This window comes from Streptomyces phytophilus, from assembly GCF_013870535.1.
GTDB classification, from domain to species: Bacteria; Actinomycetota; Actinomycetes; order Streptomycetales; family Streptomycetaceae; genus Streptomyces; species Streptomyces phytophilus.
The window spans coordinates 1-19,496 of sequence record NZ_JACBXC010000024.1 but is presented as its reverse complement, the minus strand read 5'-3'; the positions used below and the strand labels follow the sequence as shown (position 1 = coordinate 19,496).

The 19,496-nt window shown below is 67.4% G+C and carries 30 protein-coding genes and 1 tRNA gene; all 31 read left to right on the top strand.

From position 1 onward, the window contains the following. Nucleotides 1-666: type II secretion system F family protein (locus tag H5J30_RS03625; RefSeq protein WP_220188490.1), on the top strand; the 666-nt coding region annotated here is incomplete at its 5' end. Then, nucleotides 663-1,583 (top strand): type II secretion system F family protein, encoded by a 921-nt coding sequence (locus tag H5J30_RS03620; RefSeq protein ID WP_181785685.1) that lies wholly within the window; start codon nucleotides 663-665, stop codon nucleotides 1,581-1,583. The genes H5J30_RS03625 and H5J30_RS03620, both read left to right, overlap by 4 nt. Before the next feature lie 24 nt (nucleotides 1,584-1,607). Then, nucleotides 1,608-1,796 (top strand): hypothetical protein, encoded by a 189-nt coding sequence (locus H5J30_RS03615; RefSeq protein ID WP_181785684.1) that lies wholly within the window; start codon nucleotides 1,608-1,610, stop codon nucleotides 1,794-1,796. 15 nt (nucleotides 1,797-1,811) lie between these two features. Next, complete coding sequence (locus H5J30_RS03610) at nucleotides 1,812-2,222, top strand: TadE/TadG family type IV pilus assembly protein (protein WP_181785683.1); 411 nt, start codon at nucleotides 1,812-1,814, stop codon at nucleotides 2,220-2,222. A 92-nt stretch (nucleotides 2,223-2,314) separates the two neighbouring features. Continuing rightward, a complete protein-coding gene (locus H5J30_RS03605; RefSeq protein ID WP_220188489.1) occupies nucleotides 2,315-2,713 on the top strand; it encodes a TadE/TadG family type IV pilus assembly protein in 399 nt (132 codons plus the stop codon). A gap of 6 nt (nucleotides 2,714-2,719) precedes the next feature. Next, nucleotides 2,720-3,193 (top strand): TadE/TadG family type IV pilus assembly protein, encoded by a 474-nt coding sequence (locus H5J30_RS03600; RefSeq protein ID WP_220188488.1) that lies wholly within the window; start codon nucleotides 2,720-2,722, stop codon nucleotides 3,191-3,193. Nucleotides 3,194-3,206: 13 nt separating this feature from the next. Next, nucleotides 3,207-6,032, top strand: coding sequence for a BTAD domain-containing putative transcriptional regulator (locus H5J30_RS03595; protein ID WP_181785682.1), 2,826 nt, complete (start codon nucleotides 3,207-3,209; stop codon nucleotides 6,030-6,032). Nucleotides 6,033-6,722: 690 nt separating this feature from the next. Continuing rightward, entirely contained in the window at nucleotides 6,723-7,535 is an 813-nt protein-coding gene (locus H5J30_RS03590) for a hypothetical protein (protein ID WP_181785681.1), read from the top strand. Between the two features lie 203 nt (nucleotides 7,536-7,738). Continuing rightward, nucleotides 7,739-7,993 carry a hypothetical protein gene (locus tag H5J30_RS03585; protein ID WP_220188487.1) on the top strand — a complete coding sequence of 85 codons (255 nt, stop codon included), beginning with the start codon at nucleotides 7,739-7,741 and terminating at the stop codon, nucleotides 7,991-7,993. A 415-nt stretch (nucleotides 7,994-8,408) separates the two neighbouring features. After that, nucleotides 8,409-8,588 (top strand): hypothetical protein, encoded by a 180-nt coding sequence (locus H5J30_RS03580; RefSeq protein ID WP_181785679.1) that lies wholly within the window; start codon nucleotides 8,409-8,411, stop codon nucleotides 8,586-8,588. A gap of 673 nt (nucleotides 8,589-9,261) precedes the next feature. After that, nucleotides 9,262-9,636: a hypothetical protein gene (locus tag H5J30_RS03575; RefSeq protein ID WP_181785678.1), complete on the top strand. Its 375-nt coding sequence runs from the start codon at nucleotides 9,262-9,264 to the stop codon at nucleotides 9,634-9,636. Between the two features lie 63 nt (nucleotides 9,637-9,699). Next, complete coding sequence (locus tag H5J30_RS03570; RefSeq protein WP_181785677.1) at nucleotides 9,700-10,143, top strand: hypothetical protein; 444 nt, start codon at nucleotides 9,700-9,702, stop codon at nucleotides 10,141-10,143. Nucleotides 10,144-10,441: 298 nt separating this feature from the next. After that, nucleotides 10,442-10,666: a hypothetical protein gene (locus tag H5J30_RS03565; RefSeq protein WP_181785676.1), complete on the top strand. Its 225-nt coding sequence runs from the start codon at nucleotides 10,442-10,444 to the stop codon at nucleotides 10,664-10,666. Nucleotides 10,667-10,677: 11 nt separating this feature from the next. Next, a complete protein-coding gene (locus tag H5J30_RS03560; protein WP_181785675.1) occupies nucleotides 10,678-10,899 on the top strand; it encodes a hypothetical protein in 222 nt (73 codons plus the stop codon). A 2-nt stretch (nucleotides 10,900-10,901) separates the two neighbouring features. Then, on the top strand, nucleotides 10,902-11,117 hold the full coding sequence (locus tag H5J30_RS03555; protein ID WP_181785674.1) for a hypothetical protein: 216 nt from the start codon (nucleotides 10,902-10,904) through the stop codon (nucleotides 11,115-11,117). Between the two features lie 112 nt (nucleotides 11,118-11,229). Continuing rightward, the gene (locus H5J30_RS03550; protein WP_181785673.1) at nucleotides 11,230-11,751 is read left to right on the top strand and encodes a hypothetical protein; all 522 of its coding nucleotides are present in this window, start codon (nucleotides 11,230-11,232) and stop codon (nucleotides 11,749-11,751) included. A gap of 124 nt (nucleotides 11,752-11,875) precedes the next feature. Next, a complete protein-coding gene (locus H5J30_RS03545) occupies nucleotides 11,876-12,145 on the top strand; it encodes a hypothetical protein (RefSeq protein ID WP_181785672.1) in 270 nt (89 codons plus the stop codon). Between the two features lie 2 nt (nucleotides 12,146-12,147). Then, nucleotides 12,148-12,408, top strand: coding sequence for a hypothetical protein (locus H5J30_RS03540; RefSeq protein WP_181785671.1), 261 nt, complete (start codon nucleotides 12,148-12,150; stop codon nucleotides 12,406-12,408). A 66-nt stretch (nucleotides 12,409-12,474) separates the two neighbouring features. Continuing rightward, a complete protein-coding gene (locus tag H5J30_RS03535; RefSeq protein WP_181785670.1) occupies nucleotides 12,475-12,693 on the top strand; it encodes a hypothetical protein in 219 nt (72 codons plus the stop codon). Between the two features lie 269 nt (nucleotides 12,694-12,962). Further along, nucleotides 12,963-13,658 (top strand): DUF7178 family protein, encoded by a 696-nt coding sequence (locus H5J30_RS03530; RefSeq protein WP_181785669.1) that lies wholly within the window; start codon nucleotides 12,963-12,965, stop codon nucleotides 13,656-13,658. Nucleotides 13,659-13,920: 262 nt separating this feature from the next. Then, nucleotides 13,921-13,993, top strand: a tRNA-Ile gene (locus H5J30_RS03525). 118 nt (nucleotides 13,994-14,111) lie between these two features. After that, a complete protein-coding gene (locus H5J30_RS03520; protein WP_181785668.1) occupies nucleotides 14,112-14,465 on the top strand; it encodes a hypothetical protein in 354 nt (117 codons plus the stop codon). A gap of 2 nt (nucleotides 14,466-14,467) precedes the next feature. After that, nucleotides 14,468-14,845, top strand: coding sequence for a hypothetical protein (locus H5J30_RS03515; protein WP_181785667.1), 378 nt, complete (start codon nucleotides 14,468-14,470; stop codon nucleotides 14,843-14,845). A 61-nt stretch (nucleotides 14,846-14,906) separates the two neighbouring features. Further along, nucleotides 14,907-15,272 carry a hypothetical protein gene (locus tag H5J30_RS03510; protein WP_181785666.1) on the top strand — a complete coding sequence of 122 codons (366 nt, stop codon included), beginning with the start codon at nucleotides 14,907-14,909 and terminating at the stop codon, nucleotides 15,270-15,272. A gap of 564 nt (nucleotides 15,273-15,836) precedes the next feature. After that, nucleotides 15,837-16,073 carry a hypothetical protein gene (locus H5J30_RS03505; protein ID WP_181785665.1) on the top strand — a complete coding sequence of 79 codons (237 nt, stop codon included), beginning with the start codon at nucleotides 15,837-15,839 and terminating at the stop codon, nucleotides 16,071-16,073. 75 nt (nucleotides 16,074-16,148) lie between these two features. Next, nucleotides 16,149-16,499 carry a hypothetical protein gene (locus H5J30_RS03500; protein WP_181785664.1) on the top strand — a complete coding sequence of 117 codons (351 nt, stop codon included), beginning with the start codon at nucleotides 16,149-16,151 and terminating at the stop codon, nucleotides 16,497-16,499. Nucleotides 16,500-16,913: 414 nt separating this feature from the next. Then, nucleotides 16,914-17,144, top strand: a complete 231-nt coding sequence (locus H5J30_RS03495; protein WP_181785663.1) for a hypothetical protein — start codon at nucleotides 16,914-16,916, stop codon at nucleotides 17,142-17,144. Nucleotides 17,145-17,261: 117 nt separating this feature from the next. Next, nucleotides 17,262-17,576, top strand: coding sequence for a hypothetical protein (locus H5J30_RS03490; RefSeq protein WP_181785662.1), 315 nt, complete (start codon nucleotides 17,262-17,264; stop codon nucleotides 17,574-17,576). A gap of 535 nt (nucleotides 17,577-18,111) precedes the next feature. Then, nucleotides 18,112-18,474, top strand: a complete 363-nt coding sequence (locus H5J30_RS03485) for a hypothetical protein (RefSeq protein WP_181785661.1) — start codon at nucleotides 18,112-18,114, stop codon at nucleotides 18,472-18,474. A gap of 137 nt (nucleotides 18,475-18,611) precedes the next feature. Further along, on the top strand, nucleotides 18,612-19,001 hold the full coding sequence (locus H5J30_RS03480) for a hypothetical protein (RefSeq protein ID WP_181785660.1): 390 nt from the start codon (nucleotides 18,612-18,614) through the stop codon (nucleotides 18,999-19,001). After that, nucleotides 18,998-19,270 carry a hypothetical protein gene (locus H5J30_RS03475; protein WP_181785659.1) on the top strand — a complete coding sequence of 91 codons (273 nt, stop codon included), beginning with the start codon at nucleotides 18,998-19,000 and terminating at the stop codon, nucleotides 19,268-19,270. The genes H5J30_RS03480 and H5J30_RS03475 overlap by 4 nt, the downstream gene beginning before the upstream one ends. The last annotated feature ends 226 nt before the right edge of the window (nucleotides 19,271-19,496 follow it).

The following is a 19,496-nucleotide window of genomic DNA, read 5'->3' as shown; positions in this document are numbered from 1 at the left end:
TGGGTCATCGGCGCGGTACTCGCCGTGGCCGGAGTCTGGAATCTGCCGCGGCTCCTGGCCGCCACCGCGACCGCGCAGCACACCACCGAACGCCTCGATGCGCTGGCCGCCTGGACGGAGATGCTCCGCGACACCCTGGCCGCCGGAGCCGGGCTGGAGCAGACCATCACCGCCACCGCCAAGACCGCACCGGAGGCTATCCGCCCTCACATCGTGGCGCTGGCCGACCGGCTCGCCGACGGCGAGCGGCTGGCGCCGGCGCTGCGGCGCCTGGCCGCCGAACTCGGCGACCCGACAGCCGACTTGGTCATCAGCGCGCTCATCCTGTCCTCCGAACAGCAGGCGCGCCAGCTCGGCGGCCGGCTCGGGGCGCTGGCCACGACCGCCCGCGAGCAGGTCGAGATGCGGCAGCGGATCCAGGCAGGCCGCGCCCGCATCCGCACCACGGTGCGGATCGTGACCGGCACCACCGCAGGTTTCCTCGTTGCGCTCCTGATCTTCAACCGCGCGTTCCTCAGCCCGTACGACACCGCCACCGGGCAGGGCATGCTCGTGGTCGTCGGCGCCGTCTTCGCCGCCGCCCTGGTCTGGCTGGCGCGGCTGTCCCGCTTCGACGAGCCCGAACGGTTCCTGGCCGAACCCGCCGGGTCGGAGACGACGCGATGAGCCCGCTGACCGCCCTGCCCGTCGTGGCCGCCGGAGCCGGAGTGGGCCTGTGGGCGCTGTTGGTCTGGCTGGTCCCGCCTCGGCCCGCATTGGCCGAGCTGGTCGCCGCCGTACGCGCCCCGGGCCCTCAGACGCCCATGCCGGAGCCGGCCACCTCCACCCACGAAGTCCCGCAAGGGTGGGCCGCACGGCTGGGTCGGCCGCTCGTCGGCCCGCTGCGCGCGGCCGGCCTGCCGCGCGCGCGTACTCGCCGCGATCTGGCCATCACCGGCCGCACGGGCGACGTTCACCTGGCCGAGAAGGCTGCTCTCGCCGTGGCCGGTCTCCTGTTGCCCCTGGCGGCCGAATCCGCCCTGACGGCCGCCGGGTCACCCAACGGGTGGATCACCTCCACCGGCGCCGGCCTGGCCCTGGGCATCGGCGGCTTCCTCGCCCCCGACCTGTCCACCCGGGCCGAAGCCGCCCGCCGCCGAAAGGCGCTGCGCCACGCGCTGAGCGCCTACCTGGACCTGGTCCACATCCTGCTGTCCGGCGGCGCGGGGGCCACCGGCGCCCTGTACGACGCCGCCACCGTCGGCCAGGGCTGGGCCTTCGGGCAACTGCGCCGCGCCCTGAACACCGCGCAGGCCACCCGCACCGCCCCCTGGCAGGCCCTCGCCCAGCTCGGCGAGGACCTGGCCGTGCGGGAGTTGTCGGAACTTGCCGCCTCGCTGTCGCTGGCCGGCAGCGAAGGCGCGAAAGTACGTGCCTCGCTGGCCGCGAAAGCCGCCGCCATGCGCTCTCGCAGCGGCGCCGAAGCCGAAGTCGCCGCCACCACCGCCACCGAACGCATGGCCTTCCCCACCGCCCTGATGGCCTTCGGGTTCGTGCTGTTCATCCTCTACGCCGCCATGAGTCACGTGACAAACAGCTTGTAACGACCACCGAGAGGGGAACTGATCATGCGCAGGCTCACCGCCCTACGCACCCACCTTGCCGAAGTTCTCGGCAGCATCCGTGGAAACGATCTCGGGTACAGCGCGGAGGCCACCATCCTCACCGGCCTGATGGCCGCCATCGGCCTGACCGTGGGAGGAATCTTCCGCGACGAGATCGTCGCCGCGGCCCGCAGCATCACCTTCACCGGCTAGCGGCACCCCTCCACCATGGGGTCCCGCCAGTCCGGCCGGCGCCGGCGAGGAGCACGCGGTGATCGCGGCGCCGCCGTCGCCGAAGTCGTCATCATCACCCCCGTGCTCATGCTGGTGGTGCTCGTCCTCGCCCAGGTGGCCATGTGGGCATACGCCACCCACATCGCTCAGGCCACCGCAGCCGATGCGCTGGCCGCCACCCGCGTACGAGACGGCAGCATCCCAGACGGCCGGCAGACGGCCCAGCAGGTGCTGGGCCAGCTCGGCCCAGGCCCGCTGCGCGGTGTCGAGGTGAGCATCACCCGCGACGACGAGCAAGCCGTCGTCCGCATCGAGGGCGGCACCCTGTCCGTGGTGCCTCTGCTGAAGCTCCCGGTCCATGCCGAGGCCGCCGGCCCGGTCGAAGAACCCAGGGCGCTGCCGTGACCCCCACCCCCGTACCGACCGCCCGCTCCTGCCCGGCCCGCCCGGCGGGCGCCCGGAAGACCGCCGTGCGCGCGCAGCGGGGATCGGCCTCGGTGGAACTGGTCTTGATGCTCCCGGTGCTCGTCCTGGTGCTGTTCTTCATCGTCTACAGCGAACGCGGCTCCAACGCGCGCATGCGCATCGACGACGTCGCCCACCAAGCGGCCCGGGCCGCCAGCCAACAGCGCACCCTCGCCGCCGCCCACCAGGCCGCCGAGGCCACCGCCGCAACGGCACTCGCCCAGGCCGGCATCAGCTGCCAGTCCCGCACCCTTACGGTCTCCGGCGACCTGCAGCCCGGCTCGGCGATGACCGTCGCCCTGACCTGCACCGTCGGCCTTCACGACCTCACGCTGCTCCCGCTGCCCGGCACCACCGACCTGGACGCCGACTTCACCGCCCCCGTCGACCGGTACCGCTTCACCCCGGCCTCCGCCACCGAAGGCAGGTAACCCACCATGGGCAGAGCACCCCGGCCAACCCCGCGACACCCGTGCTCCCGGCGGCAGTTGCTCACCGGGCGACGCCAGGACGACCGCGGACAGATCACCGTCATCGTCGTCACCCTGATCGTCAGCCTGATGGCCTTCGGCGGTCTCATCCTCGACGGCGGACTCGCCCTGGCAGCCAAGATCACCGCACTCGGTCAGGCACAAGAAGCCGCCCGGGCCGGCGCACAGGCGGTCGACCTGGCCGCCTACCGCGCCCACGGCACCGTACGCCTGGACGCGGACCACGCACGCCGCCTGGCCGCCGACTACCTCCAGGCCGCCGGCGCCACCGGCACCGTCACCGCGACCGCAGAGAGCGTCACCGTCACGGTCACCGACGCCCAGCCCACCCGCCTTCTCACCCTCGTCGGCGTCAACGAGGTGAGCGTCACCGCTTCCGGCAGCGCCGAACCCGAGCCCGGCCTCCCGCCGCCGAGCTGAAGGACCACCCGCCGTGCCATCACCTCGCCCGGACCCGTACCCGCTGGACATCCCCCGGCGGGGGCGAGGGCTGCTGTGCCTTGCCGGACGGCTGCTGCGCATCGCGCTGGCCGCGCTGCTCCTGGCCGCACTGCTGATCGGCACTCCGCTCGGCCTGGTCCACTTCGTCGGCTGGCCTCTGCCCCACGACCTGCCCACCCGTCGGGAGGTCACCGGCTTCCTGACCACCGAGCTGACCACCTCGCACGTGCTCGACATTCTGGCCTGCGTGCTGTGGCCGACCTGGGCCGTGTTCTCCTTCGACGTCGCCCACAGCACCATCGCGGCGATCACCAGATGGCCGCGGCCGGCTCATCCGGGGCCCCGCAGCCCGAGCCACGCCTTGGCCGCCGCCCTCGTCGGCATGCTCACTCTCGGCCCCCTCACCCCTGGCCCGCGGCCCACCGCCGCCGCGCCGGCGGTCCACCTCGAAGCCGCCAGCCCCGGGGCGAAGGTCCCCACCGCCGCCGTCAACTCCGGCGCCATACCGGCACTCACGCTCGCTGCCGAGCACCGCCAGCGCGATCACCAGCACCGCACGGTGACGGTGCGCCCACCCCAGGGGGGTGTCTACGACAGCCTGTGGCGCATCGCCGAACGTGCGCTCGGCGACGGCACCCGCTGGGCGGAGATCTGGCGCCTCAACGAAGGCCGCGAACAGCCCGACGGCCGCGCTCTGACCAGCCCCAGCCTGATCCGACCCGGCTGGACCCTTCGCCTGCCGGACAACGCCCCGCCCGACGACGACACCAAACGGCCTAGCCACGATCCCAGCCCGCACGACCCGCGCGAGCGCACACCGTCGCCGCGCCCCGACCCACCTCCCGAACAGACAAGGCCCACCCCCCGGCCGAGCCGACCTGCCCCCGCCCCACCGCAGCAGATCCCGCTGCCGACTCCCGACCGGCCGGACCCTCCACCAGCAGCACCACCAAACGGGCCGGATCCGGGGGGCCTTTCCACCGAGACTGGAGCGTTCGTCGGCCTGGGCCTGGCAGCCCTCATCACCGCCGCCTGGTGCACCATCCGCATCCGCCGCCGCATCCACCACCGCCCCGGCGCGCGCAACCGCGACGAGCCGACCATGGCACCCATCGTGCGCGCCCTGCGCCTCGCCCACGACCAAGAACACCAACTCGACCAGGAACCCGCCCCCGGCACCCAGGAGCCGGTCTTCCCACCGGCTCCCGCCGCCCCGGAAGCCGCCCTACGCGAACGCGCCCGCACGCTCTTCCCGGCCACGACCGGCACCACGCCGGCCGCCGGCATCCGCGACGGCCGCACCTTCGCTATCGCCCTCGCCCGCACACACGGCCTGGGACTGACGGGCCCGGGCGCTCACGGCGCCGCCCGCGCCCTGCTGACCACCCTGCTCGCCGACCACCACCGCCCCCACGCCACCCCGCTCCACGTCCTGATCCCCGCCCAGGACGCCACCGCCCTTTTCGGCTCCGACGCCGCCCGCCCGCCGCACCCGCCGCGGCTGCGCATCACCGAGGACATCGACGCCGCCTTGGACGTGATGGAGCAGGAACTGCTCACCCGCAGCCGAACCGGCACCGCCGCAGGCCAAAGCGAACTGGTGCTCCTGACGAGCCCTCACCCGCACGCCACCCGCCGCCTGCAAGCCGTCCTCGACAACGGCACCAGCCTGGGCCTGGCCGGCATCCTGCTCGGCCCCTGGCAGCCGGGCACCACTCTCCGCGTCCGCGACGACGGCACCATCGCCGCCACCAGCCCCACCGCCCCCAGCTCGCTGGCCACCGGGGCACGCCTGTTCACCCTCCCCGAGGACGACGCACACGACCTCCTCGACCTCCTTCGCGAACCTCTGCTCCTCACGGCACCCGTTCCGGCCTCGCCGCCAGCAGCCACCCCCGCGCCCTCCTCGGCGAGCATCCCGGCCGCCGGGCCGGACACCAGTCAGGCTCCTCACCCCACGGCCACCGGCGAACAGCCACCCCTGCATCCACCCCCTCGCACAGCGACGCCCGGGGAACCGAAACGCAGCCCGGCCCGAGCCGCTCAGCCTGCGGCTCCCCGCCAGGTACTCCGCCTTCGCGTCTGCGGCCGGATCCGTCTCAGCCGTCAAGGCCCGGACACCGCCGGGGAGATCTCCCTCTCTCCCCGCCACCGCGAACTGGTCGCCTTCCTCGCCCTGCACCGGCACGGCGCGCACCGCGACACGATCTGCGCGGCGCTGTGGCCGGAGACCCGTCGGCCCCACAACGCCTTCCACGCCACCGTCAGCCAGATTCGCCGGGCACTCCTCGTCTCGGACCCTTTCCTGACGGACGTCGTCGAACACGATGACGGCCACTACCGTCTCAACGGTGAGAAGGTCTGGACAGACCTGTGGAACGTCCAAGATGAACTCGACACCTTCTCCACCAGCACCACAACGCAGCAGCAGACGATTCTGTGCCGTATCAGCGAGCTGTACGAAGGCGACCTTGCCGTCGACCTCGTCGGCCCATGGCTCGAAGCTCCACGTGAAGCACTCCGCCGCGAGATCCTCAGCGCCTACAGCTCCCACATACGCGCACTCCGCAACTCCGACCCCGCCGGCGCGCTGCACTTCCTGGAGACCGCCCGCCGACTCGATCCCTACAACGAGGCCGTCTACCGCGATATCGCTCGACAGCAAGCACGCCTCGGCCAACAAGACGAAATCCCACGTACCCGCGCGCTACTGGAATCCGCCCTGGCAGAAATCGATGAGCAGCCCAGCGCCGAAACCAGAGCAGTTATCGACGCAGCGCAAAAATCTGACGCCAGGCGCCCTGGTGACCGCCGATAGAAATTTCCAGCCGCCCTGCCTGCCCTCACGATGTTACCTTGTGGACTGGGAGTAGGAAACTACATCTGGCGAGGTCGGGATGAGGAACTGCGGATGCCGACTCGGGTGAAACTTCTTGTACTCGAAAAGGCGAGCAGGAAAGTGGGCCCATGGCCGACTGGTTGCCGAATACGGCCGGCGGCCTGCATGCGTTACACGTCGAGTCGCCCTCGGTGGGATCCGGGTACCGATCCCTGGCCCAGTCCGTGTACCGATCCGTGTACCTCTCAGATCGGTACCCCTCTCGCGGCGTCTTGTCGCACGTCACAGGCTGCTTGTCCGGTACCGATGTGGCATCCGACTCGCATGCATCACGTATGTGAAAAATAGTTCTGCGCGGCAGCGAGGGTGAGTGAATTCGGTATGTAATTACACTTGTTTCTATTGATCAGATGCGGAGCTGGGTTTTGCTTTTGGCCTCCGCGGGGGTGTTTTCTTGCGGCTTTCCCCTTTTCGTCTTGCGCTCCCTGCGGGCGCGGTGATTTCCCTCCCTGCGTTCTCCGTGGTCCGGCATTTCTCTTATCGTGATCACGGGAAAGAATCTTGGAATTCTTTGTCGCGTGGGTGTTTCGTTCGCGTGCGAATGCGGTAGAAATAGAGATGTCGAGGCGTTACGCAAAGAGCGGCGCCGAGAATGGATGGAGCGGACGCATGGCGGACCAGAATTCCGCGAACACAAAGAGGGAAAATGTCGGGATCTGGGATATCACCCCCGACGACATGGCGCGCGTGAGCGCCGACGACTTCCGTGATCTTCACGATTTGGCGCGACGCTACTGCCGCGTAGTGGACTCCAGCCGTTCGCGTAAGCGCATGGACGGCAGCGCGACAGCCGCGCCGAGTGGGCGCGCGCTGTACGGCACCGACGACGTCAGCGACGACGTCACGCAAGACGCTGTCATGATCTACGCCAAACGACTGGGCAAGATCATCGCTACTTGTGATCCGGCTGCACACTGGGTCGACAGCCGCGATGTTTCCGCGTGGCAATACGTGCGTCGGGATGGGGGAGTGATCGTCGTCACCCGTACCACCGTGAAGCGCTGGGCGGTAAAGGACGCGGCTCGCCGGAACGGATACCGGCTGGACGTGGCACCGGACGAAATCGACACCATCCCCGGGGCGCAGATGATTCGCGGCATGCCGCACGCGGACACCTTGACCTCCCTGGCCGTGACTCCCTATCTGTCCGGCCAGAACGAAACGATCTTCCGCGCGGCATGGGGGGACGGCGGCGACTTCCCCACCCTCGGCGTGATGTTGAAGCTCGCCAGCAACGCGAGCGACCTGAACCGCGCCGGAGTCCTCAGCCGAACCGCTCAGGCCATCCACGGCGGACGGCGGGACTCCCGGTACAAGGTGCGTCGCACCCGTGATGCCGCGCGCCGAGAATACCGGGAACTGCGCGCAGCGTTGGACTCCGTGCGTGATGACATGGTGTACGAGTCCGCGCGCGGACGATAGCCGTACAACTCCCCGGGGGTCGAGTCTGGGAGACTCGACCCCCGCGCCATGCCCGAAACACCCCTGAGAAAAAATCATCACGCACCTTCGACGATCGGGTGTCTTCCTCCGCCGTATTCAAGTGAGAGAGCCACAGCGGCACTAGGCGCACACAACTGGCGCACAGTGCGCAATGCCTCTAGCGAGACAGTCAGGGAGACACTGTGACAGACAGGGAAAACACGAGACTTGTGGTCAAGGACGATGAGGTAGCGCTCCTCTATATCCCCGACCCGGACAAGCTCTCGGACCCGGAAACAGTCTGGGACAACATCCGCACCGAGATCAACAACGGCGTACGCATCCTGGGATTGGCCACTTTGGAAGGCAACGGGGTGTGGTACCTGGACTTTGCCGACGGGCCGCGGCCCGTCGGCAGGGACAAGGGCGCGGCGATTGCTGCGCTGTACGCCGAGTAACGCCAGGCACGCTGCCAGTGCACGCCTGCGGCATGAACGTGGCGACGTGCTAGAGAGGGCACATCATCGCTTCGGACGAATGTGCTCATCCGGATGACCTTTCGTGTGCCGATACGGCGGAGAGAAAATCTTGAAAAGATTTCGCCGTGTTCGACGATCGAGCACATCCCGGTGCCGTATTCAGGTGAGGGTGTAAGTAGACGCCGATTACTGAAATGCACACGGACTGATCTCCCCTATTTCTGCGACAGCGCCGATATTTTCTGCTCGTGTAAACGGGCCGAGGTAGCGGCGTGTCGGAGTCCTGCCCGTTCGAGACGGGCCAGAAATGCGGCGGCCGGGAGCACGGGCCTTGTCTGCGCCCCCACCCTCTCGGCCGCGTCAGTAATCGCTGACCGGAAAGGGAGAGCTGATCATGAGCGCCACTACCCGGATAGTGAACCTGGTCAAGGCTGCTTGCAACTGGTGTGAGCTACCCGCAACATTCCAGGTCTACGCGAACGGCTGGAACGACTTCGCGTGCGCCGAGGACGCCCGGAGGTACTTCCCGGAAACGTTCGAGGTGCCGGAGGTAGAGCACACCCAGCACGCTTGACAGGGCGGGTCTACGTGGGATGCACCCTCCTTACGCAGGAGGGAGGGCGCATCCCCCTTGCGCATCGCCGCGCTATCGCGAAATACCTTTTGTGCGTCTGTACGGCGGGGAGAAGATCTTGAAGAGATTTCGTCGTGTTCGACGATCGGAGCTTTCCTGCCGCCGTATTCAGGTGAGAGCGGAAAACAGCACAGCATGAAGCGCCGGATGCTTCGTGGCTTTCCGCGTGCAAGGTCAAGATCAGAGGGGAGAGCTGATCATGAAGGTCAACCTGCACAAACCCACAGTGCACCGTGATGACAAACCCGGGGACATCCTGGGGAGGTTGGTCCACGTCCGACCGTACTACTCCGTACCGACCGGGCGCGGTTCGTCTCAACCTGCGCGCTCCCCATTCACCCAACGGGCGCGCGTAACGGAAGAATTCGGGGAAGAAATGGTGATCGTGCATTTCGCCTCGGAGGCTTATCACGCCCCGTGGGCGCCGCGCGCGGCGTACTTTCCGCGTGAACTTCACACGTTGACGTGCGAATGCCCCGCGTGCGAGGGAGAGGGCATCGCTAGTCTGCGCGGAGCATAAGCCTGCCGGATCACAGGGAACGCACGGGTGTTTGCCCGTGCGTTGCTTTGGTCTTGCAGTCGCAGGGCCGTGATCAGAAAGGGAGAGCTGATCATGAGTTCCGCAATGCTCAGCACGGTTGACCTGATCTCGCTTTATGACGAGATCTTCCTCAACGGTGGGTTCACCGTGTCGTACGGCGCGGACGGGTCTTTGGCGCCCGTGACGTCCGGCTACGTCGTGTCCACCACGCCGCGGCAGCACGTGATGCCGGGTGACGTTCCGTTCGGCCGTTTCGCGGCAGCGTTGGAGAATCTTCACGCCCGGTACCTGACCTCCCCGGCGGTAGGGGCATGGGTGGACGGCGATCTTCTGTACCTCGACCCCGTCGAGATCCACTCGGACCGCTGGGAGGCTGAGCGGCTTGGACGTCTGCGCAGTCAGCAAGCGATCTTCGATCTGGACCGCAAGGAGGAGATACGGCTGTGACCCCGCCGGGTCAATACGGCGCCCGCTCCCGGGCGTCGGGTTGACCTTGCAGGGTGCAAGGCAATGATCAGAAAGGGAGAGCTGATCATGCTCATCGAAACTGCGATCACGCTGGTGCAGGGCTTGATCTACAAGCCGGGTTGGACCTTCACCGCGGCCGACCACAGCAACAGGTTCGAAGGGACGATCAAGGTCCGTGTCGACTACCCGGCCCGCAACTCCAACAGGGACCAGGCGGAGCACGGGTACCCCGAGCAGATCAACAACCGAGCGGAGTTCGCGATCATGGTCGCGGACGTCCTGAGCGACGTCGTGCTCTACCGCCGCATCATCGACGCGATCCTCAAGATCGAGGAGCACGAAGCGCGCGAGTTCCTGCGCGTGCCCCACACGCAGTGGGGACCGTTCCACCCGCACCGCACCGGGGGCATGAAGGCGTGGCGCGACACGCAGGGACAGATCTACCTGCCCGAACTGGCTGGTGACCTGCAGTTCGGGCTCGCCTGATACATCCACACTCGCACGGGCCCGGGGATGCCGCCCCGGGCCCGCTGTGATCAGAAGGGAGACGTCGGCATGACCTCTGCGGACAAGGCGAACGTAGCGATCGCTGGCATGTTCATCGGCTTCGTCGCGCTCACGGCCGTGCTCATCGCGGCCGTGACGCTGTGGGGCTGATCTCGTCGGCCCAAGTCGCCGCCCCCGCTGCCCGGCAGCAGGGGCGGTCTCTTGGATCTACGGGATCCACGCGCCTTCGGAGATGCCGCTTCGAGAGCGCGATCACGACATTGCGAAGGGAGAGCGCATGAGCAGGGTCTACGCGCTGGCGTCCGACGAGATGACGACAGCCATGATCATGTCGCTGCCGGTCAAGTTCCCGCTGGAACTTGATCCGAACGTCATGATCACACTGATCAAGAGCCTGAGTTCCGCGAGCGCGTTCGCGACGCCGCTCACCGAGGACGAGCAGAACGACGCACTGTCGCTCTACATGTCCATCGCGGCCACCCTCGGCATCGAGGGTGAGTGATCGTGGGCAAGGTGATCGACAGCCGAGTGGCGACGGACTTCGTCAGCACGTTCACCGGAGAGGTTGCGGACGACCTCGCCCGCGCCATGAACTGCGTCGAGATCGACGTACTCGCCGAGATGCTCGAATCGCTGGGCGCGGCCGACCTTGCCTCCGTGTGGCTGGACGCACACGCGGAGGGCGACGAGGAGGGCGACCTGCACTACCGCCGAGTGCACGTTGGCGGTGAGTGATCATGGACTCTGTCCGGTTCGAGGAACTGGCCCGTAGGGCGCAAACGGTGCTCGCCGAGTACCCGGAGGGTGACACAGGCGAGATGACCGTGAAGGAGTACGAGTTGTTCAAGGACGCGAAACTCGACTTCGCGGACAGCGCTCTCGCGCTGCTTGAAGAGATCGCCTCCGCCGTTACGGGCGGCTGCATGCGGCTTGCGCTGCACGCCGGCCGCTGAGGTCCGGCCGTCCGGCAGGGCTGCGGTCGAAGCCTGATCAACAACCACCTTCGCACGGCCCCCGGGGATGCCGCCCCGCGGGCCGTGCCGCGGCATGCGAAAGGGAGAGCGCATGTATCTGACCGGAGTCAGCCTGCCTGACTTCTACGACATCACCGCCCGTGTCTCGCGAGAGCGATACGGGGGCAACGTCATCGTCCACGACGGCGCACGCTGGTCCGGCCGGAACCGGATCACCGCCCGGCTGAGCGTGGCCGACAGCCGCAGTGCGGGCGCACGCACCTCGGCCCGCGGGCGCCACGGCCGGTGGGCGTGCTGGCACGCGCACCGGGACGTGCTCCGAGCAGTCTTCCAACACCGCCCCGACGCGCGGGTGACGACCATGCTCGCGGCATACCGCGGCCTGGACGACTTCGAGAACACCTTCCCCGACACGGCGCACCACAACATCGGATCGCTCTGGTCACCCATGTACATGCCCGAGTTGTGCGTGGCCGCCGATTGCGGTGAGGCCCTCCGGCCGCTGGAAGGCCCTGCCTCCGATCCGGAGTACCCGTACGACCCGGCGGCCGTGGCCCGCGTTCTCGCCAAGATCGACGCCATGGACCGGGAGTTGATCACCAGGGCCGCTTGATCCTGCCGAACCAGATCGCTCCGCACCGGACGGTGTGGAGCCTTCTGGATCTACAGGAGGTCCACACGTCCCCCCGGGATGCCGCTCGGGGAGACGTGCTCACCACGTGCGACAGGGAGAGCGCATGAGCGAGATCACCACCATGCCCGAGGGGCAGGCGCGTGCGCTGTCCGAGATAGCCGCGGAGATCAGCAGTGATTGGACGCGGCCCTACTTCGGAGCAGTGCCCTACCTGACCGCGATGGCCAAGCTGTCCGCGGTCACGGACGACCACGGCGCGGAACCTGCCGCCGGCATCGTCCGGTACTTCCTGGCCAACGCGCAGACGTGGCGAGGCGAGACCGCGCGCCGCATCAAGTCCGAGCTGAACGCCATGATCAAGGGACGGTACTGATCGTGGTCGCGGGCAAGGACATCAACAAGTTCCTGCAAGAGGACATCGACCCGAACGCACCGAAGGTGCAGTTCGTCTCGTTTGAGTGCCGCATCTGCGGCTTGGTCAGTCCGTGGATCCGCACGGACGAGAAACACGCGACCGTGACGGTCGCATGGGACGCGCAGCACGAAACAGAGACCAGTCACAGCCGGTACTACCGGTGGTCGATCACCCGGAACACGGTGCGCGTACTCAGGCTCCCGCAGAAGCGCAACAACTGAGGCTGCCAACCCGGATTGCCCGCTCTCTCCCGAGGGCGGGCTTTCCGGATCTACAGGAGAGGAGACATGACATACACGATCAAGACACTCCGCGCCATGCAGCGTGGCATCTACCCGAATGAACGTGTGCATGTCCGTGTGCGCGAAGGGGGCGCAGAAGGCCGACGGGTCGCCGGTCGAATCATCGGTATCGGCTCCAAGATCTCCGTGCGGACGGACGGCGGCGAGCTGGTGGAGGATATCCCCGCCCAATGGGTCCAGCACGCCGAGGTAGTGGACGCATAAGGCAGGAATGAAAGGTGCCCCTCCCGGGGGACTGAAAGGTCCCCCAACACGCCGTCAACCGATGACGTCTCGGGCACGTGTCAGGTCCGCAGTCCGCACCTGCCGCGAGTGAAGACCTTCCCTGCGTGATGCGGCGGACACGAAACCAGGACCTCGCTCGGAAGTGATGCTTCCGGTTCCCCGTGGAGTTCGCGGACGGTCGCGTTGTGGCCGGTGGGGGCGACACGGACGAGTGATCAACATCATCAATTTGGTGCGCGGGCCCGGGGATGCCGCCCCGGGTCCGCGCCATGACGCAGCAAAAGGGAGAGTGCGCCATGATCTCTGCGCAGGCCGGTGAGGGCTCACGCGAGAGATACGTACAGAACATCATGCAGGTGCGGAACAGCGCCACCGCTGAGCAGGAAGTGCGGGGCCGAACCTGGTATCGCACCGCACATGACCTGGCCGAACTCATAGGGGATGGGAACACGCGCGTGGGCGCGGGCGTCCTGGCCGCCCTCAGCGCCAACAAGCGGTGGGCCGACAACGTGCGTCTGGCGGTCCGGGCCGTGCGTACCGGAAAGCCGTCGGGGAGTTTCAAGGACGCTCTCGGCAAGGCGGCCCGCATCCTGTCCGGCGAAGACCCCGCACAGGTGCTGCCGATGCACCTGAAAACGGGCAACTTCTTCGCCGCCATCGCCGATCCCGACGACCCGGAGGCGGTCGTCATCGACCGGCATGCGCACGACATCGCCGTGGGCCAGGTGAACGGCTCCGGCGACCGGGGCCTGACCCACCCGCCCCGCTACCGGTTGCTCGCCGACGCATACCGGGAGGCAGCCCGCCGGCTGGGCGAGCCGCCGAGCACCACTCAGGCGATCACCTGGGTCGTGCACACAGAGCGCTTGGCCGGGACCGGTACCCGCGGCGCCCTGAACGCGGTCACGGTCGGCGGGCGGGTGTTCTTCGAGCCGCCGGTGTGAGGAGAAGGCACGCCCCGAGGATCACCGGACACGAGCCGACGCACTTGGCACGACGACAACGGCCCGCGCCGTGTTCCGGACCCGCGCCGCCCCATGACGGCCCCAACTACTGCGGCGGCAGGGTACGCACTGCTGCGTGCGGCAGGTCGTGTCGACCTGAGCGCGCGACCTCTGCCCCGGGGCAACGCCACGCCGCCTCGCCGTATCACCGCGACGCCGACGTCCCCCGTGACGGTCCGGCGGGAACCGCGATCCCGTCATCGCCTGCGTAGCTCAGCGGTAGAGCACCGGTCTTATATGCCGTGAGGTCGTCGGTTCGAATCCGACCGCAGGCACTTCCCCCGTGGGCAGGTCCGTTGGTTTCCCCTGCCTGCGGGGAGTCAATCCGCCCCCGCTGGCCGAACTCTCCCCGGCCGGCGGGGGCTCCGTACGTCAGGGAGAGATGGAGGAGAGATGAAGACGGCGGAGGACTACCGGGAGCGCGTCGAGCGTGGGGCTGTGTTCCTGGACGAGAAGGTGCCCGGGTGGGTCGACAGGATCGACCTGGACACGTTGGACGTGGCCGCAGACAGCCTCTGCGTGGCGGCACAGGCGGTCGGCTCGGCCTACTACATCGCCCAGACCAAGCTCGGGCAGAGCGACGAGGACGCGCAGGAACGCGGCTTCGTCCTGCCCGAACACGAGCACGACGAGCGAGCCGACGAACTGATCGCGGCCGACGAGGACGACGAGGTTGAAACCATCTACGCCCCGCTCACGCAGGCATGGCGCCGGCTGATCGAGCGGCGCCGGGGGGCGACATCGTGAGCATGAGTCTGGCGAAGATCCCGAGCACGCCGACCGAGGTCGCAGCGGCAGTGCTCGAAGTCGTCGAGACCAACCCGGACGGCTTGGACATGAGCGCCTGGTTCTCGTCGCAGGGCGACGCGATCCAGCCGGGCGACGACGTCAGCAACACCACGATGTGCGTCGCCGGGTGGGCCGCGCACGCAGCGGGCTGGACGCTCGTGTACGACGACACCGAGGGCAGGTCGTACGCGGAACAGGACGGCGTGCGCCTGTACGTGCGCGAGGCCGGCCGCCTGGCGCTCGGGCTGAACCGTGCTCGGGCTGCCGTCCTGTTCGCCTCCGACTACCCCGCGGGCGCCGCGCTTGCGGTCCTGCGTCACATCGCCAATCCCCCCTGATCGTCCAGGGTCCGCGACGGCCGATGGCCGCCGCGGGCCCTGGACGATCAAGGGAGGAGATATGGGCGTAAGCCTGACGAAGATTCCGAAGACCCCGGCCGAGGTGGCGGGGGCGGTGCTGGACGCGGTCGAGAGGGACCCCGGGAGCTTCTACATGGGCGTCTGGACGACCCTCGCGCCGGGCGAGCGTGTGAGGCTCGGCGACGACCTCTGCGGTACCGCCATGTGCGCGGCCGGATGGGCGGCGTTCCTTTCGGGCTGGACCGTGACGGCAGAGGAGACGGCCGAGAAGGGCGACGCCGTCTTTTCGATCAAGAGCGTGGGTCGCGTGGCCCTCGGGCTGTCCGACGAGGAAGCCGACGAGCTGTTCTACGCGAAGGACACCGAAGTCCTGGCCCGCCTCCGTGGGATCGCGGGTCGGGAGTGACCCTGCCGGACGCGACGGTGCCGTCGCGGTCGGCGTGGCTCGGCTTCGTGGTCTGGCAGATGAGCAAGTGGTGAGCCGGCGTGCCCGCGCGGTGAGGACGTCCCGCGCGGGCGCTGCCCCAAGAACGAGACGAGAGAGAATGGACCCTTTCTCAACGCCGCGAATGCGGCGGGGATGTCGCTGTGGGCAGCCCCGTCTGTGGTTGAGGCCCGGTGGTCGAAGTCGAGCGAGAAGTCAGCGCAGGAATCGACGATCGGGCCTTCTGCGCGGCCGTATTCATACGAAAGGCAGTGGAGGTGCACAGTAGCCGTTGTGCTCCTCTACGAGGTTGCCATGCCACCGTGAGGAGGTCGCTGGCCTTCTGGCTGGGTCCGCCCCGACGGTCGTCTTCTTCGGCGTCAGCGAGGACGACGCGATCAACGCATCACAGGCGATCGACGCGGCCGGCGGAATGCCAGCCGTGGATTGAGGGCGCGTGAGCGCGCACGTCTGCCTCTGACTCCTGCCGACCCATCGGGCACCTGTCGCGTACGGGTGCCCTGTTGGATCTACAGGGAGAAAATCATGATCACTAACGAGGTTATCGCGCGGGCTTTCTACGAGCTGGCTCCCGAAAAGCGCCACATCACCCTCGTGGCGTTCGAGTGCCGCGAATGCACAGAGGCCGGCCCCCTGGTCAACGCGGACGACTCCGACAGCTCGCGGGCGACGTGGGACACCCAGCACACCGCGGTGATCGGACACACACGGTTCCACAAGTGGACGGTTACGCGAGAGGTCACCCAGACGACCATGCCTTGACTCCGCCGCTTCAGGCCGACCGTCCGCCCCATCCCCGGGGCGGACGGTTCCTTGGATCTACAGGGAGAGAAGATCATGGAAGAGACGATAAGCGCCCTGGTGGAGGCGTACGACGACGTGATGGTGCGCGGCCAGTTCTCATTGTGGTTCGAGGACACGGCCGACAGCGGATACGCGGTGCAGGCGACGCCCCGCATGTGGGCGCTGCCGCTCGACGTGCCGTTCGACATCTTCGCCGGCGCCATCCAGCAGATGGTGATCATGTACCCGGACGCAACCGCGATCGGTGGCGTCAGCTGCGGCGCGCACCTGCACATCGAACCGGTGCAGTTCGTGAGCGACCGGGAGCGGGCCGTGGAACTGGCCCGACTGCGACGGATCCCAGCGATCTACGACATCACGACCGACACCAAGATCACGATCTGACCCTGCCGTTCCTGACCGGCCCGCCATCCATCCCCACGGGAGGCGGGCTTTCTGGATCTACAGGGAGAGAAGATCATGAACCTCCCTGCCGCTTGGTCCTGCGACCAATGGCGACTCCTCCTCAACACCGCGAATGTGTCGGGAGTGTCGCCGTGAGCCGCCCCGTCAGCGGTTGAGGCCCGGCGGTCGAAGTCGAGCGAGAAGTCAGCACTGAAATCGACGATCGGGCCTTCTGCACGGCCGTATTCATGTGAAAGGCGTTGGGTACGCTCGGCCACCGCCGTGCGCCTCCCCATCTCTGCCACGACACCAGGGAGGAGGTTCCGGATTGCTTCAGACTTCCCGCCACCTTCTCCGGGTCCTTTGGACCTACAGGGAGAACCGTGACTGCCGAGCCGGGAGGGCCGGGGCCGTGTGAAGGTCGAGCGACTGACGTACGAGGAGCCACGGTGGCTCACGCCGGCGGACTGGGCCGTCAAAGAACTGCGGGACGCGGGGTGCACCCGCTATGGCCACGACGGTCGGTACGTGGGTGAGGAGTCGAAGATCACAGACTTCTCGCGAGGCGAGGAAATGATCGTGGCGGCGGAGCCGACCGGCTTCACCCCGGAACAGGCCGCCGCTATCGCCGACGAGTTGGACTGAACTACCCCCTGCCGATTCCGAGGCTGGTACGTCCTTACGGGGAAGCTCCGCGCCGGTCGCGACCACTGTGTGCCTGGGGATCCCATTTGCTGCGACGACGGAGGGAGACTGCTAGTCATGAACTCACAGGACCGTTACGACACTTTGATCGCCGCGCTACGTGCGGCCGGAATCCAGGCACGCCTGGAAGGCGCTGCCATGGGTGCGGCGATGATCCTAGCCCGCAGGGGCGACCGCGAGATCCGTATCACCGACACAGATCCGCCGCTTCCAGAGAACCCGCAGGATCTGACCGGCTGGTGGGTGGGCGTCTACGGCCTCGACACCGAGGGCGAGCCGCTGGCCGATGGCCCCGAGCAGGAGAAAGACTTCGCTCCGGAGGATATCGCCGGGTTGGTGGCGTGGACGACCTCGCATTCTTCCCGCCAGTGACCCGGCGGCGCGCGGGGTAGCCCGTCGGCTGCTGTGCCCGGACGGTTGGTCTTGCGGCAGATGGCGACTCCTTCTCATCGCCGCGCATGTGGCGGGGATGTCGCCGTGGGCAGCCCCGTCTGTGGTTGAGGCCCGGTGGTCGAAGTCGAGCGAGAAGTCAGCGCAGGAATCGACGATCGGGCCTTCTGCGCGGCCGTATTCATACGAAAGCCATCGGAGGCGCACAACAACCGTTGTGCGCCTCCATAAGGCTGCCACGCCACCGTGAGGAGGTCGCTGACTTTATCCGAGAAGGGGGCACTGCGAAATGAAGTATCTCCGACGAGACAGTGTTTACAGGCGCGAGTCCCGAAAGGGCACGGTTCCCCGCGGCACCAGGTCCCTGGGACGGAAGTCTCATCTGGCCGAGCAGCTCCCGCCGATCAAGCGTTACGTCTACGGCGAGAGTAAGCCGGACAGCCGGCCCGAGGTTCCCCGGAGTGAGCGGGCCGACCGACCCACGCCTGAGCGGGACTGCAGAGCGAACATGGCGAGAGTGCTGCAGAACCTCCAGCACGCCCACCGGCCGCTCACCACGGCCGAACTACTTCCGGGACTATGGGTCGAACAGGTCATCGAGACCAAGAGCCAGACTGGGAACTACAGCAACCCGGGCCTGCTGGCCTCCGACCGGCGCGAGCCTGCACGCCTGGTGCTGTGGGTGGTAAAGCCGGGCGGGCTGGTCCGCTCGTACTTCATTCTCGGGCCCGGGGATGTGCGGGACGACTCCTTCCCCGTACACGAGGTCTGGCCGATCGACCCGGACTACTTCACGGCAGAATCGCGCGAGCTGTTGATCGCGTACGCAGAACGCTCGGTTTACAACCCTGAGCGAAGCGAGTTCGAGATCAATCCGTGAACTTTTACCGGCCGACTGTCTAGTTGGCAGGGATCCAGGAGCAATCCGTCACAATCTCAAGGAGGGTGAGTGCACGCAGATCGCAACATTAGGCCCCCGGTCGCGGCTGGGTCTGGAACGACCGTCTGTCACGTTGGGTGTGGAAGTCGTACCCGGAACTCAGGGTCGAAGCGAGCGATGACGGCTCGCTCCGAAACCTGGGCTGGGACTACGCGGCCCGGGCCGGCAAGGGTGAGTGGTACGAGTTGCCCGAGTTCGAGCGAACGGACTGGGTCTTCCAGTACGTGCCCGGCGGTCCTGGATGGGTCCCCCGAGCGTTGACCCGCGAGCAGTGCAAAGCCGCCATGCGAGAAGACTTCATGAACGGCTTTTACCTGCGCTCATGGCAGGTCGAGGATCGTCACGGAATCCCGATGTGGCGCGGTTTCATGTTCGGGCTCAGTACAGGTCGCGTCCTGCGGATGTACGAGTACGAATACGCGGCCGGAGAGGAACCGGCTGGTAGCCCGGCCAAGGAGGACAAGTGAAGGATCAGAGCGACAAGACTCACACCTATGACGGGGTCGAGATCAGGGCGGGTCTCCGGGTCTTCAACTACTACGACCGGAAATGGGGCGTAGTCGAACCGGAGCAGTTCCAGCGGACAGGAGTCGCTGACCCGAACGGCGAGTATTTCGACGGCTGGTATAGCGTCTTCCACGACGACGGCTCCACTGCGCTGTTGAACGGCCACCGACTTTCCACGGTCGATCCGGACGAGGGCCCTGAGGTTCCCCGCGACCTCCTCAAGTTCTGAAAGGAGGCGGGCACATGCGGTACGAAGTCACCACGACCTGGCACCAGCTAAAGGTTGTCTCGTAACCGTGTGGTCGGGTGCGCATTGGTCTGGTCGTGCAGGTGTCGACCATCACCCGCTGTGTCGCTTCATGTCGCCGCGTGGTGGTGGCAGTTCCGCACCCGGCCAACGTCTGTGAGTTCGGCCTTCTGTACCGCGTTTTGTTCAGCGTAGTTCGTGTGTGGTT

What these genes read in the sequence shown, in the direction of transcription:
- H5J30_RS03615 (WP_181785684.1), top strand. Translation starts at nt 1,608, where the DNA reads ATGCGCAGGCTCACCGCCCTACGCACCCACCTTGCCGAAGTTCTCGGC.
- H5J30_RS03530 (WP_181785669.1), top strand. Translation starts at nt 12,963, where the DNA reads ATGCCGCCCCGGGTCCGCGCCATGACGCAGCAAAAGGGAGAGTGCGCC.
- H5J30_RS03575 (WP_181785678.1), top strand. Translation starts at nt 9,262, where the DNA reads ATGAGTTCCGCAATGCTCAGCACGGTTGACCTGATCTCGCTTTATGAC.
- H5J30_RS03505 (WP_181785665.1), top strand. Translation starts at nt 15,837, where the DNA reads ATGATCACTAACGAGGTTATCGCGCGGGCTTTCTACGAGCTGGCTCCC.
- H5J30_RS03515 (WP_181785667.1), top strand. Translation starts at nt 14,468, where the DNA reads ATGAGTCTGGCGAAGATCCCGAGCACGCCGACCGAGGTCGCAGCGGCA.
- H5J30_RS03500 (WP_181785664.1), top strand. Translation starts at nt 16,149, where the DNA reads ATGGAAGAGACGATAAGCGCCCTGGTGGAGGCGTACGACGACGTGATG.
- H5J30_RS03580 (WP_181785679.1), top strand. Translation starts at nt 8,409, where the DNA reads ATGAGCGCCACTACCCGGATAGTGAACCTGGTCAAGGCTGCTTGCAAC.
- H5J30_RS03600 (WP_220188488.1), top strand. Translation starts at nt 2,720, where the DNA reads ATGGGCAGAGCACCCCGGCCAACCCCGCGACACCCGTGCTCCCGGCGG.
- H5J30_RS03545 (WP_181785672.1), top strand. Translation starts at nt 11,876, where the DNA reads ATGAGCGAGATCACCACCATGCCCGAGGGGCAGGCGCGTGCGCTGTCC.
- H5J30_RS03565 (WP_181785676.1), top strand. Translation starts at nt 10,442, where the DNA reads ATGAGCAGGGTCTACGCGCTGGCGTCCGACGAGATGACGACAGCCATG.
- H5J30_RS03620 (WP_181785685.1), top strand. Translation starts at nt 663, where the DNA reads ATGAGCCCGCTGACCGCCCTGCCCGTCGTGGCCGCCGGAGCCGGAGTG.
- H5J30_RS03555 (WP_181785674.1), top strand. Translation starts at nt 10,902, where the DNA reads ATGGACTCTGTCCGGTTCGAGGAACTGGCCCGTAGGGCGCAAACGGTG.
- H5J30_RS03510 (WP_181785666.1), top strand. Translation starts at nt 14,907, where the DNA reads ATGGGCGTAAGCCTGACGAAGATTCCGAAGACCCCGGCCGAGGTGGCG.
- H5J30_RS03610 (WP_181785683.1), top strand. Translation starts at nt 1,812, where the DNA reads ATGGGGTCCCGCCAGTCCGGCCGGCGCCGGCGAGGAGCACGCGGTGAT.
- H5J30_RS03550 (WP_181785673.1), top strand. Translation starts at nt 11,230, where the DNA reads ATGTATCTGACCGGAGTCAGCCTGCCTGACTTCTACGACATCACCGCC.
- H5J30_RS03535 (WP_181785670.1), top strand. Translation starts at nt 12,475, where the DNA reads ATGACATACACGATCAAGACACTCCGCGCCATGCAGCGTGGCATCTAC.
- H5J30_RS03490 (WP_181785662.1), top strand. Translation starts at nt 17,262, where the DNA reads ATGAACTCACAGGACCGTTACGACACTTTGATCGCCGCGCTACGTGCG.
- H5J30_RS03520 (WP_181785668.1), top strand. Translation starts at nt 14,112, where the DNA reads ATGAAGACGGCGGAGGACTACCGGGAGCGCGTCGAGCGTGGGGCTGTG.
- H5J30_RS03590 (WP_181785681.1), top strand. Translation starts at nt 6,723, where the DNA reads ATGGCGGACCAGAATTCCGCGAACACAAAGAGGGAAAATGTCGGGATC.
- H5J30_RS03570 (WP_181785677.1), top strand. Translation starts at nt 9,700, where the DNA reads ATGATCAGAAAGGGAGAGCTGATCATGCTCATCGAAACTGCGATCACG.